Below are 17,597 nucleotides of genomic sequence, written 5' to 3' on the forward strand. Positions count from 1 at the left end.
CCACCTCATTCAGGGGTCGACGACTGCGCCTGCCAGAAGACGAGGCCGCGCTCGTCGATCATGCCCCAGTGGCCGGTGCGATACGCGGGCCGGCCGCGGTGCTGGAACATGCGCACGCGGTTGATGTCGGGCGCATTGATATAGCCGCGCATCACGGTGGGGCCCGCGACGCAGATCTCGCCGTTGCGCAGAAACACCTCGCCGCAGGACCGCGCATGACCCAGCGTGTAAGTGTTGGCGAGCGGGTCGTGCATCGAGGCGTCGATCTCGCTCCACGTGGCCGCGCCTGTCACTTCGACCCGGTCGTAGTTGCGGACGATGCGCACGCCGGGAAAGCGCTGGCGCAGCGCCATGAAATGCGGCGGCGTGATCGGCTCGGCACCCAGGATCAGGGTGTGTAGCGCCGGCAGATGATGGCCGCCGAAGGCGGGATCCTTGAGCTGCTGGCGCAGGAACGACGGCTTCGCCACCAGCACGCTGACATGGTGGAGAGCGAGGTGGTGCGCAAACGTGCCGTGCTGCGGCTCGTCCACGGCTGGCCGCAGCACCAGCGTGCCTCCGGTCGCCATCGGGCCGAGCAGGTCCAGGATCGAGCGCCCGCACATGAACGAGGCGGGGCCCATGAACACCGGCGTGGGGCCCAGGCGGGCCTGACGTCGCAGCCATTTGGCCTGGGCGGCAATGCTTTCGCGGCCGATCTGCGCGCCCAGCGGCTCCTGCCCGCCCGAGGGCGAGAACATGATGCAGGCGAGCTTGACCTCGGTGAGCGGCCGCGCACCGGCCGGGCCGACGATGAAGCGGTCGGTGGCGGTGTCGTAGATGAGCGAGGCGCAGGAATGGTCCACGATGCGGCGGATGCGATCCACGGTGTCGCGGCTGTCGGCCGGCACGTAAGGCACCCCCAGCACCAGGCAGCCCAGCATGGCGGTCACGATAGAAGGCTCGTTGTGCCCCAGGATCACCAGGGCCTGATCGGTGCGCGCGCCGGCGGTGAGCGCACGATGAATCCAGCCGCGGGTCTGCGCATGCAGCGATTGCCAGCTGAGCACCCCGTCCGCGTGGACGACAGCGGGGGCCTGAGGGGCGTGGCGCAGATGGCCGAAGGTGCCATTGTCGAAGTCGAAGTGCATGTGCCGTCGTTCAGGGTTGTCAACGTCGCGTCACGCGCCCGGCCGCCGCCGGCCCGGCTAGCCGAGGGCGCGGCTGGCGATATCCCAGACGGGCGCGTCCGCCGCGCGGCCGGACATGACCTGCAATCGCACGCGATTGCGGCCTTCCTGCTTGGCGGCGTACAGCACGGCGTCGGCCGCCGAGTAGATCTGCTTGGCGTCCACGCCATGCGCGGCCGGCGTGGCATGCCATGCCAGGCCGAAGCTGGCCGTCAGAAGCTTGTGCTGCCCGCCGGGATGCGCGATCCGCAGCGCATCGACGGCGGTCTGGAAGCTGCGCGCCCGCTCAAGCGCCTCTTCGGCGCTGGCGGCACGGAACAACACGCCGAACTCGTCGCCGCCGAAGCGGAACAGCCGGTCGGATCCGCAGCGCAGCATGTTGGCCACCGCGTGGCTCACCGCCTGCAGCGCCATGTCGCCGCGGGGGTGCCCGAAGGTGTCGTTGTAGGTTTTGAAATAGTCGATGTCGAACAGGCACAGCGCGATCGCATCCCCGCGCGCCGCGGGCGCGCCGCTCAGATGCACCAGCTGCGCGTAGCTCGTCGAGAAGTGGCGGCGATTGAAGGCGCAGGTGAGTTCGTCGGTGATGCTCAGATGGCGCAGACGCCGGTTCTGCGATTCGAGCTGCCGGATCCGGGCCAGCATGTCCTGCGTGGCGGGGTCGTCGGCCGGCTGCATCTCGGGATCCGTGTCGCGCACGCCGCCGGGCAAGAGGGCGCGCAGTCCGCCGGGCGTCAGCAGCACGTCCTGACTGGTCAGCGAGAAAAAGGGTTCATGTCGCGGGTGAATGTCTTTCATGGTTTCCCTACCGGCCTGATAAAAGAACTTCAAGACGTCGCGGACCTGCCGCACTGCAACGCCAGCGTCATGGCATGACAACGCGCCACGATGCGAGTGTTGCGTCCGGGGCCTGCGCCCCCCTTTTTATGGCGGGCAAAACACTTTGCCCGGGCGAAGTTTTTGTCGATACCTACACGCGGGCGCGCGCGCGGGCCGATCGGCGCATGCCGATACTTGAAGATTGAACGAAATAAAGCCGGGGTGATAACGCCGCCTGCGAGCGCCGGGCAGGCAGGCCCGCGGCGATGAAGCACGCGCCAGCGGCGCATACCGCCAGGCGAAACGTGGGCCTCAGCCCCGCGCCGTGCCGTGCAGCGCGAGCGTCTCGAGCCGGTGCAGATCCAGCGACTCCATCGCCTTGTGCACTTCGTCGTAGAACGCGTCGAAGCCCGGGTGGGCCTGCGCGGTGCGCGGCAGCCACTCTTCGATGTCGCTCAGCTGGCCATCGCGCGCCAGCATGGCGAGCTCCAGGCGGACAGGCGCGGGCGGCGCGTGCGGCGGCGGGGCGAAGGGGAAGGGCGCCGTGATCACGGCATCGTCGCTGGGGTGGGCCGGCGCGACGACCAGGGTGCCGTCGATCTCGTCGACCTCGATGGTGAACGAGAACGTGCTGCCGGCGCCGGGCGCGCTGCGCACATGCAGGCTGCCGCCCATGTTTTCGACGATGCGCTGTGCGATGAACAGGCCCAGCCCGACGCCGCTGCGCGAGCGCTCCAGCTGCAGGAAGGCGTCGAATATGCGATCCTGCAGCTCAGGGGCCATGCCGATGCCGTCGTCCTCCACGCTGAAGCACAGCTGCCACGCGCCGCGGTCTGCCTGGGGCCGAGCCTGCAGTCGCAGGATGATGGTGCCGTGCGGCGTGAACTTCGCCGCATTCGACAGCAGGTTGAGCAGCACCTGTTGCAGCCGGTTGCCGTCGAGCGCCACGCTGGTCGGCAGCACCGGCGGCGGGCGGAAGCAGAACCGATTGCCCGTGGCGGTCGCCAGCATGCTGGCATAAGGCACGACCTCATCGAGCAGGTCGGTGAGGCGGGTGGGCGCGGGCGCCAGATGCAGCGGCTCGAGCTCCGCCTTGGCGTAGTCGAGCACATCCTCGATCAGGCTGAGCTGGAATGCCACCGAGCGGTCGATGGCGTCTAGATGCTCGGATTTCGGCGGATTGGCGCTCTCGCGCAGCAGGCGCACATAGCCCTGAATCGTGGCGAGCGGCGCACGCAGGTCGTGGCCGACATAGCTCAGTGTCTCGATCTTCTGGCGTTTGAGCGCGTCGTCGGCGCTGCTCGGCGCGTGCCCGGCCGACACGATCTCCAGCGGCGCCGCGGCCGGCGGTGCAATCCGCTGGGGCGCGAGCTCGGTGGCCCTGCCGAGACGGCGGAACCAAAGTGTCAGGATGGCGAGGTTGAACACCGCGCTGAGCAGCCGCGCCTCGAGCGTATCGCCGAGGAACCACAGACGCTCGGCGTAGCCCTCGCCGAGCATCTGCGCATCGAGCCGCGGCAGCAGGTTCACCAGTGCCGCGACGGCGGTGGCGATCATCAGACCCGCCACGTTGCTGCTGCCGCGATGCCGCACGAACAACACCAGAAAGCACACGCAGGCGGCGATGGTCGCGAGCAGCCCCCATTGTCCGAGCTCTTCAGAGAGCCACCAGGCCGAGATGTTCATCGCCACCAGTGCCATCGTGGCAAGCGCGAGTTGCGGCAGGGCCGCGAACCGGCACACCCGCCGCCCCGAGAGGCTGCAGAACAGGCCCACGAGGCTCAGCACGACGAGCACGCCGGCCGCGGGCTCGACGAACAGCGCCAGCGACGCGAGCGCTGGCGAGAGGCCGGGGCTGTCATTGGCCATCGCGAACTGGAAGAACGCGGCCGCCAGCGCGGCCAAGGCCAGCCATGCGAAGGGCCAGGCGCGCGAGTGCGCGAAGCTCACGACCGCGCCGCAGGCGAGCGCCGCGAAGGCGCCGCTGAAGGCGCCTTGCACCATCAGCGGCAGGATCTCCACCTCCGCCATCACGGGCGCCGGCGCGAACGCCAGCACTCGCAGCGCCATCATGGCGGAGGGCGCGTGCACGGCGGCTTCGGCGGCCAGCGCATGGTGCGGCATCGTCTAGCTCGCGTCCGGCAGACCGGTGGTGCAGGCTACGTCCGCGCCGCCTCCATCGCCATCGTGACGATCTTCGTGCCCATGTCCCGCCGCGTCGATCAGGCCCATATGCGCGGTCGCGCCCGCGCCGCAGAGGCCGGCACGGAATTCCGTGGGTGTGAGCCCCGCCTTCTTGCGAAAGGCGGTGGCAAAGTTCGCCGCATTCGAGAACCCCGTCTCGGCGGCGATGTCGGTCACGCTGAGCCGCGTGTCCGACAGGAGCTGTTGCGCACGATCGAGGCGCGCATCGCGCAAGTGCTCGAATACCGTCTTGCCCAGTTGGCGCCGAAAGGCGAGCGAGAGCTTCTTCTCGTAGGTGCCCACCTTGCGCGCGAGTTCGGCGAGCGTGGGCGGCGCGGCCAGGCATTGCGCCAGATAGCTCTTCGCGGCGTTCACGATGACTTGCTCCGCGCTCAGCCGGGGCCGCGCGGAAGGCTGGACGGCCTGCTCGCGCCGCTGGGCGCCGCGCTTCAGATGGATCTGAATGCGCGCGAGCACTTCCGACGGCGCGAAGGGCTTCTGAATGAAGTCCACACCGCCGTTCTGCAGCACGTTCAGACGCTCGTCGAGACTGCGGCTTGCCGACAGGAAGATGATCGGAATGTTCGCCGTGACCGGGTCATGTTGCAGCAGCCGGCACGCGGCGAAGCCATCGGTCTGCGGCATGCGCAGATCCATCAGGATCAGATCGGGAGAGATCGCGGCGGCGCGCTTGTATCCCTGGGTGCCATCGAAAGCGAGCGCGATGCGAAAATTCGCGCCACGCAACAGTTCGATCAGAAGTCTCAATTCGTCAGGGTTGTCATCGACCAGCAGTACGTGGTCGCGATGGGCACTTGCACGTAACATCGTCCGGCATCCTTGATATTCACATTATCGAACACCTGAATTTCAGTCTGTCACATGATAGGCCGGTCGCGCGGGCCGCGCTGCGCTTAAAACGGCTAGTCCTTTTGGGCTGCACCTAAATCACAACAATGGGCCAAAAGGTTGATTGCCGCGATTATTCGCAGGCGTTGCAACATGTTCTGCGAGACAGGTGTCGCATAAGCGCGGGCTGGCGCGCCTCGCGCAAAGTGTGTCGCAGCGCAGCGTGCGCGACGAATGCGTGCGGGGCGGGGGCAGCTACGCGGGGGAGCGGGCTGGCCCGGCGAGGCGACGCAGCCGCCTCGGTACCGCGCAAAGCCTTATAGGACGTGGCTTGCCGACGCGGTGGCCGCGAGCGGCGCGGCAGCCTGCGCCGCGGACGAACGATCTTTTGCAGCGCCGCGACCGATGCCGTTCGGGGCCGGCGCGGCCACCATCCAGCGCGCGAAACGCGTTATGCAAACGCGATAGGATCGGTAATCTTCGTAGGTTTTTGAATATTGGTCGGACGAGATAATGAAATGTTTGAGGGCATCAGTTTCAAAAGTTGCACTTCCGATAACTGTGCCCGTCAAACGCTGAAATAAAAAAGACCCGGCAGGCCGGGTCATAAAAATGTTGCTCTGGTCCGCCAGGGCCTGCGCGGCCGCCCGGAGCGTTGCTCCGCGCCAACGGCCGCGCCCACGGTCACGGTCAGGCGATCAGCTTGACCAGCGCCGGCACCGTCAGCACGGCCGTGTAGTAGCCCATGAACTGCACGCCGGTGTTGAAGCCGAAACGGCGCGACAGCAGCCCGCCGAACAGGCCCATGGTCAGGATCACGAGCAGACCGAGCAGCTGGCCTTCCCAGACGCTGATCACGATGATCAGGCCGACGAAGGTGGCGATGATGGCCTCGTGGCTGACCCGGCGCGACACGAACAGCGCGGCGCGGCGGGCGAAGTTCATGGCGAATGGATAGGACACGATGGCGGCCAGGATCACGGCCATCATGCCGTAGCCCAGAAACTCCCAGTGGCTCAGCAGGTTGTGCAGATTGTGGGTCTCGCCGGTGGCCGCGTCCACCGTGAAGCGGGGCGGTGCATTGAAGAGCGGCGCGGCCGGGCCCGCGGCCACCGGGCTGAGCGGCAGGCCGAACGCGATCAGCGGGATCAGGGCTTCCGCCACGTAGGTGGCCTCGGTCACGCCGTTGCGCGCGCTCAGCACGGTGGTGAGCCGGTGATAGGCGTGCTTGATGCGCGAGCCCACGAGTTCGCCCAGCACCACCGTCATCGCGACCGGGCTGAACACGAAGGTGGCGCTCGAGATGGCCGCGGTCGTGAGGGTCCAGCGCGTCTGCACGGCGTCCATCACCTTGAGCGGGTTCGGGAAATATCCCGACCAGCCTTTTACGTCCGGCGCGAGCGAGAACGTGCGCACCTTGTCGCGGCGCATCTTCTCGCGGCCCTGCGGCGAGCTCACCGAGAACAGATCGGCGATCAGCGGCCCGATGGCGATGCCCAGAAAATAGCTGATGCTGAGTTTCACGCCATACTTGGCGGTCAGGCTCTGCAACGCCACGATCACGACGACAAAGGGCACGAGCAGGGCCACCGCGGCCCAGCGCCCGGCGGAGAAGTACGCGATCAGCAGCGCGGCCGCCAGGAAGATCCAGGGCGCGGTCTGCGTGATCACGCTGCCGAACGGTGCCAGCAGCACGGCGAACAGCACCGCGAGCGGCACGGCGACGAAGGCCGCCACGATGCCGCCGGACACCATCTTGCGCAACGCAATGTGCGGCACGCCCAGACGGCGCAGCGTGTTGGCGTCCTGCAGCAGCGGCGTGGCGAGCGTGTCGCCCGGGATGCCGAGCAGGGCGGTCGGCACCGCATGGGTCATGTGCTTGGCGACCGCGCCGGCCAGAAAGAACGTGAAGACGCCGGCGGGCGGCACGCCCAGCAGTACAACGAGCAGCGTGAGCGGCGCCAGCGTGGTGGTCTCGTCCGTGCCGCTCACGAGGCCGATCGCGGCGAAGACCACCGCGCCGATCAAGCCCATCGCGAGCGCGACGAGAAAGGTGTCGATGAAGGCGGGATCGCTCATGTCAGGGCCTCCTGGCGGGTGGCGCGGGCCGTGTCGCCCGACGGGGCCGCGGCGGCGCGTGCCGCTTCCTGGCTGGCCGCCGCGCCGGCGGCCGCCCCATCCGGCTGCTCGGCGAAAAGATCGTAAAGCCCAAGCTCGCGCAGTTCCTGCACGGTGGCGGGCGGCAGGTCGGAAGCGCGCCCCAGGCCACCGGGTTGCGCGGCCAGCTCGGCCAGCACCTCGGCGCGCCAGGCGGGATCGCTCGCGGCATTCTCTTCGTTGACGATGCGCTTGGGCGGGAAGCGCCTGGCGCAGATCACGCCCGCGAGCACGCAGCCGCCCAGCCCCGCCAGCATGGCGTAGGCATGCGCGAGCTCCGGCGTGGCCACGACCGTCCGCAGCCAGCGGCTCGCCAGAAAGAACGCGGTCACGCTGATGCCGACGCCGATCACGATGGCCCAGGCCAGTTGGCGCAGGTCCACCGTGTCATTCCAGACTTCGGCCAGGCGCCACTCGGACGCCCCGTTATCTTGCTTCATGCTTGGTCTCCTCTCGGTGCGGACGCCTTCTGCGAGGCGTCGCGGGATGGGCGGGCGCTGAAGGCGCGCCGCCCGGTCGTGCTGCTAAACCGTCTGGCGCAGTTCCTCCAGCAATGCGAGCGCACGGTCGGTGCGCACATCGTGTTCTTCGGCCATGCGCCGCGCCACCGTATCGACCTCCGCGCCGGTCGCGCCGGCGGTCAGTGCGATGTTGCGGGCGTGCAGGGCCATGTGGCCGCGCTGGATGCCTTCGGTGGCCAGCGCGCGCAGGGCGCCCAGATTCTGCGCCAGACCGACGGCCACTGCCACTTCGCCCAGCTCCTGGGCCGACGACACCTCCATCATGCGCAGCGCGAGGCGCGCGAGCGGATGGGTCTTGGTGGCGCCGCCGACCAGACCGACCGGCATGGGCATCTCGAGCGTGCCGACCAGCGCGCCGGTGCTGTCTTTTTCCCAATGGGTCAGCGAGGTGTAGCGGCCATCGCGGCTGGCATAGGCATGGGCGCCGGCCTCGATGGCGCGCCAGTCGTTGCCGGTGGCCACGATCACCGGGTCGATGCCGTTCATGATCCCCTTGTTGTGCGTGGCGGCGCGGTACGGATCGACGGCGGCGAAGACATAGGCGTCGAGCACGCCCTCGATGATCTCGGCGCCGCTGCGTTCGGGCGTGTCCAGCACTTGCGGAGTGAGGCGCACGCGCGCCCGCGACAGGCGCAGATCGGCCAGATTCGACAGGATGCGCAGACGCACCCGGCCACCGGTGATCTCTTCGACCAGCGGCGCGACGGCCTCCGCCATTGTGTTCACCGTGTTGGCGCCCATGGCGTCGCGCACGTCCACGATCAGGTGCATGACCAGCATCGGGCCGCGCGGCGTGTCCGGGAACACGTGCACTTCGATGTCCTGGCAACCGCCGCCCAGCTGGATCAGAACCTTGTCGCGGCTGTTGGCCAGGGTCAGGATGCGATCGCGTTCGCGCAGCAGCGCCAGGCGGGCGCCTTGCGGATCGCCCAGCCCCAGCACCTGGACCTGCGCCCGCATCAGCGGCCGCGTGCTGGACGTCTGAAAGCCTCCGCAGGCGCGCGCCAGCTTGGCCATGTACGAGGCGGCCGCCACGACAGAAGGCTCTTCCACGGCCATGGGCACGAGCACGTCGCGGCCATTGATCTGGAAGTTGCCGGCCACGCCCAGCGGCAGCTCGAACGTGCCGATCACGTTTTCGATCATGCCGTCGGCGCGCGCGAGCTCGAGCGCGCCCGGACGAGCCAGCAGGGCCTGCTCGTCGTCGGTGAGACCGAGCTTGGCGGCGAGGGCGGACAGGCGCTCGGCGGGAGCGAGCGCACGGAAGTTGGGGAGGCGGGAATCAGCCACGGCCTTATGTCTCCTTGTGAGTATCGTGGGCTGATTCTAGGTAGACTGTACCAATCGAGAGAGGTACAGTTTGCGCAAACAGTACCGCTGCACTGCACCAATCAAGCCGCCATGAACGCTCCGCTGGATCCCTCCGACAGCCGCCCGCGTCGCCCCGCGCCCATCGCGGAAGGTCTCGCGCGACTGATCGGCGAGCAGATCGCCGAGGGGGTGTACCGCCCGGGCGACAAGCTGCCCTCGCTGCGCGAGCTGGCACAGTTGCACCGCTATGCCAAGAACACCGTCGTCGTGGCCTTCGAGATCCTGGTGGCCCGGGGGCTGGTCGTGCCGCGCCGCGGTGCCGGCTTTTACGTGTCGCCGCAGGCGCAGTCGCGCAAGGGCCAGGACGAAGAGGCGGGCCAGTTGAGCCGGGCCATGGACATCGTGTGGCTGATGCGCGAACAGTTGCGCACGCAACCGGATGCCGTGGCGGCGGGTGATGGTTTTCCGCCGGTCGAGTGGCTGGCCGACATGCGCATGGATCGTTATCAGCAGCGCGTCACCCGCACCGGGCTCGGCGCGCTGTTCCGCTATGGCAGCCGCTTCGGCTACCGGCCGCTGCGAGACAGCCTCGTGCGCAAGCTGGGCGACGTGGGCATCAGCGCGGCGCCCGGGCAGTTCGTGCTTACGCACGGCGCCAACGAGGCCATGGACCTGGTGATCCGCTACTTCCTTCAGCCAGGCGCGGTGGCCCTGGTGGACGACCCCGGCTACTACCCGCTGTTCGGCAAGCTCAAGCTGGCGGGCGTGCAGATGGTGGGCGTGCCGCGGCTGGCCGACGGTCCGGACATGGCGGCGCTGGAGGCGAGCCTGCACCGGCACAAACCGCGGCTCTTCTTTACCCAATCGATCGCGCACAATCCGACCGGCTCGGACCTCGCGCCCGCCAAGGCCTACAAGCTGCTGCAGTTGGCGGAGCGCCACAACCTCATGATCGTCGAAAACGATCCGCTGGCCGATTTCAAGCCCACGGCGGCCGTGCGTCTGGCCGCGCTCGATCAACTCGAGCGCGTGATCTACCTGGGCAGCTTCTCCAAATCCTTTTCCGCCGCGTTGCGCGTGGGCTTCATCGCCTGCGGCGGGGCGCTCGCCAGCGATCTCGCCGATCTGAAGGCGCTGGTGCACGTGAGCAGCTCCGAGTACAGCGAGCGCATGGTCGACGTGATGCTGCGCGAAGGCCACTACGCGCGTCACCTGGTGCGCTTGCGCCAGCGGCTCGAACAGGCGACGGCGCAGGCCCTGCAGGTGCTCGACGGGCTGGGCGCCGAGGTGTTCACCCGCCCGGCCAGCTCGCTCTATCTATGGTGCCGCTTTCCGGGGCAGGACGACTCGCTCGCGCTGGCCCAGGGCCTGATGGAAGAAAAAGTGATGATGGCGCCCGGGCGGGTCTTCAGTGTGGATTCGAACGCGCGCTCGCCGTGGTCGCGCTGCAATGTTGGCGCCGTGATCGAGCCGCGCTTCGAAGCGCGGGTGGCGGCATACCTCGAACGAGCAGAATAGGGCGTCATGCGTTACGCTGTCGGCTCGCCGCGGTACTCATGACGGCCGCGGCCACCCGACCAGACCTTATTGCGGTCGTGGCGCGCGGGCATTTATCCGCGTCCCGCCGCTGGCGCCCGGTCTTTTCTTACCGAGTTGTTGTTTGCCGTGAATCCCGTATTGCCTCCCCGAGATGCTGCGCCGCAGCCTGCCGTTTCCCTCCGTGCTACGGTTCAATTGCCCGTGCGCCTTGCCGACGGAACGGAGGCGCACGCGCTGGCGCACAGTTTCCATGGCCTGATCGACGGCAAAGAGCACATGGCGCTGCAGTTCGGCGAACCCGGCGCGCTGCCGCTGGTGCGCATGCACTCGGAATGCCTGACGGGCGATGTGTTCGGCTCGTTGCGCTGCGATTGCGGGCCGCAACTGCAGGAGGCCCTGCGTGTGCTGAAAGAAGAGGGCGGTTATCTGCTCTACCTGCGCCAGGAAGGCCGTGGCATCGGGCTGTATCCCAAGCTCGACGCGTACCGGCTACAGGAGCAGGGGCTGGATACCTATGCGGCCAACGTGCATCTGGGCCATGGCCAGGATGATCGCGATTACACCGCCGCCGCGCAGATGCTGCAGGCGCTCGGGGTGTCGCGCATCGAGCTGCTCAGCAACAACCCGGACAAAAAACAGCAGCTCGAGCGGCTCGGCATCGAGGTCGCCGCGTGCCGGCAGACGCGCGTGCACGCCAACAAACACAACCTCGGCTACCTGCGCGCCAAGGTCAACCTCACGCACCATCTGCTGCAACTCGATCACGACGATAGCTGACGGCGGGGCGCCTACGCGCACCCGCCGCGTCACACTCAGTCCTTGGCGTAGCGGAATTCCGCGAGCGCCTTCAGGCTTTCCTTGGTGGCGCCGTCCATGTGCAGACGCTTGTCGGCCACCTTCAGCTGCTTGAACGGCACGGCCACCAGGCGCGTGCCCATGCCGAGGAAGCCGCCCACCGAGACGATCGCGTAGGGCTGCTGGTCCGTGCTCACGATCACGTCGTCGACGGTACCGATCTTGTCTTTGTCGTTATTGAAGACGTCGGCGCCGATCAGCTTGGACGCGCGGTAGCCCGTCGCCAGCTGGACGACGTCCACACGCTGTGCGGTGACCGACTGCGGCGCGCCCTGAGCCAGGGCAGCCCCGGCCGGCAGGCCGATGGCCAGTGCCAGGGCAAGGGCGCAGCGGCGCATGGCGATCGAGGAATGGCTAGTGTTTTTGTTCATGAGGACTCTCCCTGCGGGACGGCACGCTCGGTGCCGAAGTTGCCGGTATCACCCTCGCGCGGGGCGTGCGGGGTGCCGGCAAAATCGCATAGAGCAAGTATCGGGCCCGACCCGCGCCAGAGGGTGCGGGGAGGTCGGGGCGACCCGGGGGGCCGCCCCACGCCTCAGAAGCGCCAGCGCAAATTCACCTGGGCCCCGTGTTCGCGGCTGTCGCGGGCCAGTTGTCCGGTGTAGCTCACCCCCAGCGTCGTGTTGCGGCCCACGGCCACATCGGCGCCCAGCTCGAGCAGCGCCGCGTCACGGGCGATCGGCGCGCCGGCCACGGTAAACGTCTGGCTGCCCTCGAAGGCCAGCCGCGACGACGGGCTGAGATCGCCGAACGCATGGCGCCAGCCCAGCGTGGCGCGCAGCTGACCCGCCATGCCGGCCGCCTCGAAGCCCTGCGTGCCGCGCAGGCCCAGCGTGGTGGTGGTCTGAGTGGTACTCGTGGACTGGCCCGACAGCGCTGCCGCGCCGCCCGACTCGGAGAACGAGCGCGTACGCAGATCGCTCCAGGCCACGCCGGCGAAGGGTTCGAGCGTGGCGCGGTCCGTCACGCGCCAGCGGTAGCCCAGCTCGGTAAAGAGCTGCGCCGTGCTGGCGCCGTAATCGGCGGTCAGCTCGGCCGTCTGGCTCAGCGTGTTGCGGCGCGTCGAGATATCGTGCCAGGTGTAGCCGCCGCCCAGCATCAGATTCCAGGCGCCCGGGCCGGCCTCGAAGGCGCGGCCGCCGTAGATCAGCGCGCTGTAGCTCGACACGTCCGCCTGCGAGGCGCGGTCGCGGACCTTGACCTTGCTGTCGGTATAGCCGAACGCGCCGCCCAGACGCCAGCCGGCGCCGATCGGCTGGTCGGCGCCCACGAACACACCGCCGGTATGTTCGCGCACGCTGGCCGCGTTGTCGTTACCGTCCTGCGTGCGCCAGTTGCCGATGATCTCGGCCCAGACGGGCTGGGCAGCCGAGGTGGGCAGGGCGCTGGTGGCGGGAGCCAGGTCCGACATGCCTGCCGCGGCGGTGGGCGCACCCGCCGTCATACCGGCATTCAGATTGTTGCGCAGGCGCGCCATGGGCAGCTCGCGCACCTTGGGCGCGCCCTGCGCCAGCGTGGCGCCGAGCGCCGCGTGGGCCTCGCCCGACAGGCTGTTGAACACCGCGGGCGGCGCGCCGTCCGGGAGGGTGAGCACGAATTCATGCAGGGCTGAGCCCGCGGGCAGACTCTCCAGTGCCCGGGCCACCGAGCGCTGATTGCCACTGCGTGCGGCATCCTCGAAGGCGATGGGACGGGTCGGCGCCGGCTCGGGCGGCGCGGGGGTGACAGGCGGCTCCGTCGGGACGGGCGGGACGGGCGGGGCCGGCGGGTCGACCGGGTCGACCGGGACTTCGGGATCGACCGGCACGCCCGGCCCGCCGGGCTGGCCCGGATCGACCGGCACCGTCTTGCGCTCGAGCGTGAGCTTCACGTTGTGCGCGTCGTAGCTGAGCGCGGGCGTCAGGAACGCGAAGTCGGAGCTGACCGCGCCAAACGTGCCCGCAATCGTATTGGAGGTAAGGATGGTGTACTCGCGGCGGCTGCTGAAGCCCCCATCGGGGCCGACATGCAGGACCGAGCCCGCCAGACTCGAATGGCCCGCGACATCGATCCGATCGCTCGTGCTCGAGTCGGGGTCGGCTTCGACCTCGTAGACGGCGCCCGCCCCGAACGTCAGGTTGCCATTCACGGTCAGGGTGCCGATCCCGTTGCCGGGTTTGATGCGCGCGCCGTTCGCCAGGGTGGTGTTGCCCACGGTGCCGGAGCCGGCAATGGCGCCGCCGTTGGCGACCAGGAGCGTGCTGCCCAGCGCGCCCGCGCCGCCCGCGCCCACCACGAGCGTGCCCGCCTGGACCAGGGTGGTGCCGGAGAATGCGGTGCTGTCTCCGGTGAGCGTCAGGGACGCGCCGCCGGTTTTGATGAAAGCGCCCGTCCCGCCGAGCATGCCGGCGTAGGTCGCCGGCGACGCGCTGGACAGGTTGAGCGTGGCCCCTCCTTCGATATGGGTGTCACCCGTGTATTGCGCGGCGTCGGCAACGAGCGTGCCGGCCTGGATATCCCATCGCCCGGCACTGGGGCCGCCCAGCGTGAGGCTGCCGATGCCGCGCTTGTACAGCGTGCCGTTGCCGGTGATCGTGCCCGCGAAGGTGGCGTTGCCGCTTTCCTCGAACTCGACGGTCCCGGCATTGTAGAGATTGCCGCGGATGGAGCGCGCGTCGCCGATGAGCGTTCCATCCGCCACGTAGGTGTCTCGATACTGCTGATTCCCGGTGAGGCGCAGCGTGCCGGCGCCGAACTTGGACAGATCGCCACCGACCAGCACCTGATCCACCAGGAAGGTATGGCCGGGCTCGGCGATGTCGAAGCCGCCGCCGTTGGCGCTCCAGTCGATGCCCGCGGTCAGCGTGGGCAGGAGGGTGCCCGCGATGCGCAAGGTGCCGCCGTTGAACTGCACCCGGGTGCCGATGCCACCGAGATTCTCGCGCCGATCGATCTCGAGCACGCCGCCGCTCAGCAGGGTGCGGTCGCCGTAGGTGTTGGTGCCGCGCAGAACCAGCGTGCCGCCTTCGGTCTTGTCGATCCCGCCCGCGCCGACGATGGGCGTGTCGATGACGGCCCTCGCGCCGCTGAGCACGCGGATCTCGCTGCCGGCGGCCGCGGTCTGCAGCGTGCCGCCGTAGAGCTGATTGCCGTCGCTCACGAACTGCAGTCCCGCGAAAGCCTGCGTGCCTGACACGTTCACCGCATCACCGCCGGCGGCGTTGAAGACGGCATGGTTGCCGGCCCAGGTGGTTCTGAGCGGGCTGCCGTCGTCGCTCCAGTTCGTGCTGCCCGCGTTCCAGGTGCCCGAGCCGCCTTGCCAGGTCTGCAGCAGATTGCTGCCCGCGGCGCCGACGCGCAGGTCTACATGACCCGCGAGATCGTAGAGGATGTCGACGGGCTGGTTCGCCAGGCTGGACGCGTAGTTGCCGGGCTGAAGCCCGCCGCCCAGGCGCGAACCCGCGTGGGTCATGAGCCGGTAGTAACCGACGCGTCCCAGTCCGCTCGGATCGTTCAGATCGAGCCGGCCGTCGAGCGTGACATTGCCTGCGACAAACATGGGCACGCCACTTTGCGGGTCGCTTGGTGCCAGCGTCGGGCTGCCCAGCGTGTAGACGTAGCGCGACTCCGCATTCATCACGAGGTTGCCGTTGATCTGCATTCTGTCGGCAAGCAGGGCGCCCCCGGCGTTCACGGTCAGGTTGTTCACGCTGCCGTCGCCCATCAAGGTTCCCCCGCTGTTGACCTCGACGTTGCCCTGGTGGGAGCCCATGATCTGCACTCCGCCCGCTTCGACGCGCACCGCGGCGGCTGCGGCGGACGTCACGCCCGTGAGCGCCAGCCACCCCGCACCGCGCTTGATCAGCGTGCCTGTGCCCGTAATCGTGCCGGAGTAGGCGGCCTGCGCCGTGTCTGACGTGACGATCAGTTCGCCCACGTCGGTGATCGTGCCCCCGCCGGCGAGCGTGGATACCGTCTGCGTGGTGCCCCCGAGGTGCAGCGTGGCGCCCGCCGTAACGTCGAGCGTGCCGCTGCCGAGAACCTCGGACGCCGTGGTCCACAGGGCGCCGCTCTCGACGCGGGTCCCGCCCCGGTGGGTACTCGAACCGCCCAGGCGTACCGATCCGATCGTCGAGATGGCGCCGTCACCGCTGAAACTGCCGTTGAAGTCTGTCTGATTGAGCGACCCAAAAGTCAGTCGGCTGGCGTTCAGGACGACGCGCGTGCCGGTGTCGCCCGTAAGCGCACCGACCTGGCGCGCGCCATCCGCTGCGCTCAGATCGAGCGTCGATCCGGCGTTGAGCAGGGCGACGGCGCCCGCCTGGGGCAGCGCACCACTCGTCGTCAGCGCCAGGGTGCCGCCGGTGATAGTGGTCCCGCCGGTGTGCGTGTTGGCGCCGCCCAATCGCACCGTGGCGGCGCCCTGTTTGACGATGCCACCCGTGCCGGAGAAAGCGCCATTGAACTGCGACGAGCCCGCGGGGCCGCCGAACGTGAGACTGTTCGCGCCCAGCTGAATCTGCGACCCCGTTGCGCCCGCCAGCGCCCCGATCGTGCGGCCGCCCGAGGCGCCGCCGATGGCGAACACCGAGCCGGGGCTGGACAGCGTAAGCCCGCCTTCCGGCGCCAGGGTACCCGCGCCGTCGAGCGCTACCGTGCCGGCCGTGATCGTCGTGCCACCCGAATACGTATTCGCACCGGTCAGGGTCGCGGTGCCTCCTCCGTCCTTGCGCAGGCTGCCCGCCCCGGTGATGGCGCCACCGAGCGTATAAGTGTTGTTCTGTATCAGCGTGAGCGCCGATCCGGTGGTCAACGTCATGTTGCTCGGAAAGACCAGTCCGTCGGCGACCCGCAAGTTGGAGCTGCCGCCGACCGTCAGGGCGCCGCTCCCGATCGCCTGGGCATTGGACACGCTGATGCCGCCGTCGGTGAGGTAGGTGCCGCCGGAATAGGCATGTGCCTCGGAGAGAAACAGCAGGCCCGAACCGGTCTTGCGCAGCGCGCCCGTACCGGTAATGCCGCCATTCAGCACCGAGATATCGCCCGCGCCGAAGGTCGTGATGCCGCTCTCGAGCGCGAGTCCCTTGGTGAAGCCCATCGTGGAGTTCGTCACCGAACTTTCGATGGCCCCCCCGCGCGACGTGACCGTGCCGGCGGTCAGCGCATCACCGGAGGCAATGCGCACGGTGGCGCCGTTGAACAAAGTCGTCGCGGGAGTCGACGCGTTGCCGGACAAGCTCCAGATGCCGCCTTCGACGTCCATCGTGGAGAAGTTGAGGTAATTGCCGACGTCCATGACGCCGACGGTTGTCCCGCCCTGGATCAGCCGCAGTCGGCTGTTGCCCCCCGCGCCAGCGTCGACCACGCCCCGGCGGGCGAAGGCGAGATTCTGGCCGCCGTACATGAGCGATGCCGCGGCGGCGGAGCCGCCTCCGCTCGTCACCGACGAATCGGTACTCGCGACAAACTGGTGTCCGCCACCCGGCCCGAGATGCACGCTGCCCTGGATGATGCCGAGGTTGTTGACGGTGTTGCTGCCGGTGCTGGACAACGAAACACGCCCCGTGATCGTGCCTCGGTTGATCAGCGTGACCTGGGCCCCGCCGAACGCCGCGATCGCAAGAGCGTCGGACGGCAGGATATTGGACTCGTTGCCACTGGCCTTGGCCGCGATCACCCCGCCACTCGCATTCTCGATGACAGTTCTGCCGCCCGCACCGTTCCTGACCACCATTGCCAGGCCGTCCACGCTCTGGTCGCCGGTATAGGCGCCGAAGATCTTGCCCTGGTTGAAGATGATCTGATTGCTGCCCGCCGCGTTACTCATGAACACGCCCTGGTGTGGCACGGGCAGCGCGGTCAGCGCCTGGGGATCGATGACGCCGCCATTGGTAAGGGTCAGTCCCGTGCCTGTCAGTTGCAATGCGCTGTTGCCGCCCATTGTCGGCGAGGCGAGCACGCCGTCGCTCGTCACCGTCAGGAACAGGCCACTCAAGGAGCTTTGGAAATAGGGCTGTACGGGGTCCGGCGCGCCGGAGCAGGTCACGATGCTGCCCCCCACGGTGCATGCCGCCTGGGCGGGCACCCAGGCCAGGGCCGCGAGGGCCGCGACGAGGGCGCTCAGGGCGAAGGGGGTGGCGGACAGACGACTGGCAGTCGGGCGCGGGAAGGGCATGAGGTCGAAGCTCCGGGGCAAAAGCGGGCAGGCGGCACG

12 protein-coding genes are annotated in these 17,597 nt (G+C 68.6%); 2 read left to right on the forward strand and 10 right to left on the reverse strand.

The window, feature by feature from the left end; genetic code table 11:
• Window positions 1-5: 5 nt before the first annotated feature.
• The 8 genes from CAL25_RS10645 to CAL25_RS10675 all read right to left on the reverse strand — a co-directional run bounded on the left by CAL25_RS10645 (window position 6) and on the right by CAL25_RS10675 (window position 8,989).
• Window positions 6-1,130, reverse strand: a complete 1,125-nt coding sequence (locus tag CAL25_RS10645) for an AMP-binding protein (protein WP_094799930.1) — start codon at window positions 1,128-1,130, stop codon at window positions 6-8.
• Window positions 1,131-1,187: 57 nt separating this feature from the next.
• Complete coding sequence (locus CAL25_RS10650; RefSeq protein ID WP_094858356.1) at window positions 1,188-1,967, reverse strand: GGDEF domain-containing protein; 780 nt, start codon at window positions 1,965-1,967, stop codon at window positions 1,188-1,190.
• Between the two features lie 333 nt (window positions 1,968-2,300).
• The gene (locus CAL25_RS10655) at window positions 2,301-4,112 is read right to left on the reverse strand and encodes a sensor histidine kinase (protein ID WP_094799932.1); all 1,812 of its coding nucleotides are present in this window, start codon (window positions 4,110-4,112) and stop codon (window positions 2,301-2,303) included.
• Window positions 4,113-4,115: 3 nt separating this feature from the next.
• A complete protein-coding gene (locus CAL25_RS10660; protein WP_094799933.1) occupies window positions 4,116-5,000 on the reverse strand; it encodes a response regulator in 885 nt (294 codons plus the stop codon).
• A gap of 338 nt (window positions 5,001-5,338) precedes the next feature.
• The gene (locus CAL25_RS24025) at window positions 5,339-5,629 is read right to left on the reverse strand and encodes a hypothetical protein (RefSeq protein WP_141217914.1); all 291 of its coding nucleotides are present in this window, start codon (window positions 5,627-5,629) and stop codon (window positions 5,339-5,341) included.
• 82 nt (window positions 5,630-5,711) lie between these two features.
• The gene (locus tag CAL25_RS10665; RefSeq protein ID WP_094799934.1) at window positions 5,712-7,100 is read right to left on the reverse strand and encodes a tripartite tricarboxylate transporter permease; all 1,389 of its coding nucleotides are present in this window, start codon (window positions 7,098-7,100) and stop codon (window positions 5,712-5,714) included.
• A complete protein-coding gene (locus CAL25_RS10670) occupies window positions 7,097-7,618 on the reverse strand; it encodes a hypothetical protein (protein ID WP_094799935.1) in 522 nt (173 codons plus the stop codon). Before CAL25_RS10670 ends, CAL25_RS10665 begins: the two co-directional genes overlap by 4 nt.
• Before the next feature lie 84 nt (window positions 7,619-7,702).
• The gene (locus CAL25_RS10675; protein WP_094799936.1) at window positions 7,703-8,989 is read right to left on the reverse strand and encodes a hydroxymethylglutaryl-CoA reductase, degradative; all 1,287 of its coding nucleotides are present in this window, start codon (window positions 8,987-8,989) and stop codon (window positions 7,703-7,705) included.
• A 111-nt stretch (window positions 8,990-9,100) separates the two neighbouring features.
• On the opposite strand from CAL25_RS10675, the gene CAL25_RS10680 reads away from it, so the two are divergent.
• Window positions 9,101-10,528 (forward strand): PLP-dependent aminotransferase family protein, encoded by a 1,428-nt coding sequence (locus tag CAL25_RS10680; protein ID WP_094799937.1) that lies wholly within the window; start codon window positions 9,101-9,103, stop codon window positions 10,526-10,528.
• 159 nt (window positions 10,529-10,687) lie between these two features.
• Entirely contained in the window at window positions 10,688-11,326 is a 639-nt protein-coding gene (locus tag CAL25_RS10685) for a GTP cyclohydrolase II (protein ID WP_094800242.1), read from the forward strand.
• Window positions 11,327-11,361: 35 nt separating this feature from the next.
• On the opposite strand, the gene CAL25_RS10690 is transcribed toward CAL25_RS10685, so the two are convergent.
• Complete coding sequence (locus tag CAL25_RS10690) at window positions 11,362-11,775, reverse strand: PRC-barrel domain-containing protein (RefSeq protein WP_094799938.1); 414 nt, start codon at window positions 11,773-11,775, stop codon at window positions 11,362-11,364.
• Window positions 11,776-11,939: 164 nt separating this feature from the next.
• Complete coding sequence (locus tag CAL25_RS10695; RefSeq protein WP_170948460.1) at window positions 11,940-17,558, reverse strand: autotransporter domain-containing protein; 5,619 nt, start codon at window positions 17,556-17,558, stop codon at window positions 11,940-11,942.
• Window positions 17,559-17,597: the final 39 nt, after the last annotated feature.

The organism is Bordetella genomosp. 5 (assembly GCF_002261315.1).
GTDB lineage: Bacteria > Pseudomonadota > Gammaproteobacteria > Burkholderiales > Burkholderiaceae_B > Bordetella.

Excerpts from the sequence above, each read along its gene's own strand:
- CAL25_RS10645 (WP_094799930.1), bottom strand. The coding sequence starts at position 1,130 with ATGCACTTCGACTTCGACAATGGCACCTTCGGCCATCTGCGCCACGCC.
- CAL25_RS10650 (WP_094858356.1), bottom strand. The coding sequence starts at position 1,967 with ATGAAAGACATTCACCCGCGACATGAACCCTTTTTCTCGCTGACCAGT.
- CAL25_RS10655 (WP_094799932.1), bottom strand. The coding sequence starts at position 4,112 with ATGCCGCACCATGCGCTGGCCGCCGAAGCCGCCGTGCACGCGCCCTCC.
- CAL25_RS10660 (WP_094799933.1), bottom strand. The coding sequence starts at position 5,000 with ATGTTACGTGCAAGTGCCCATCGCGACCACGTACTGCTGGTCGATGAC.
- CAL25_RS24025 (WP_141217914.1), bottom strand. The coding sequence starts at position 5,629 with ATGACCCGGCCTGCCGGGTCTTTTTTATTTCAGCGTTTGACGGGCACA.
- CAL25_RS10665 (WP_094799934.1), bottom strand. The coding sequence starts at position 7,100 with ATGAGCGATCCCGCCTTCATCGACACCTTTCTCGTCGCGCTCGCGATG.
- CAL25_RS10670 (WP_094799935.1), bottom strand. The coding sequence starts at position 7,618 with ATGAAGCAAGATAACGGGGCGTCCGAGTGGCGCCTGGCCGAAGTCTGG.
- CAL25_RS10680 (WP_094799937.1), top strand. The coding sequence starts at position 9,101 with ATGAACGCTCCGCTGGATCCCTCCGACAGCCGCCCGCGTCGCCCCGCG.
- CAL25_RS10690 (WP_094799938.1), bottom strand. The coding sequence starts at position 11,775 with ATGAACAAAAACACTAGCCATTCCTCGATCGCCATGCGCCGCTGCGCC.
- CAL25_RS10695 (WP_170948460.1), bottom strand. The coding sequence starts at position 17,558 with ATGCCCTTCCCGCGCCCGACTGCCAGTCGTCTGTCCGCCACCCCCTTC.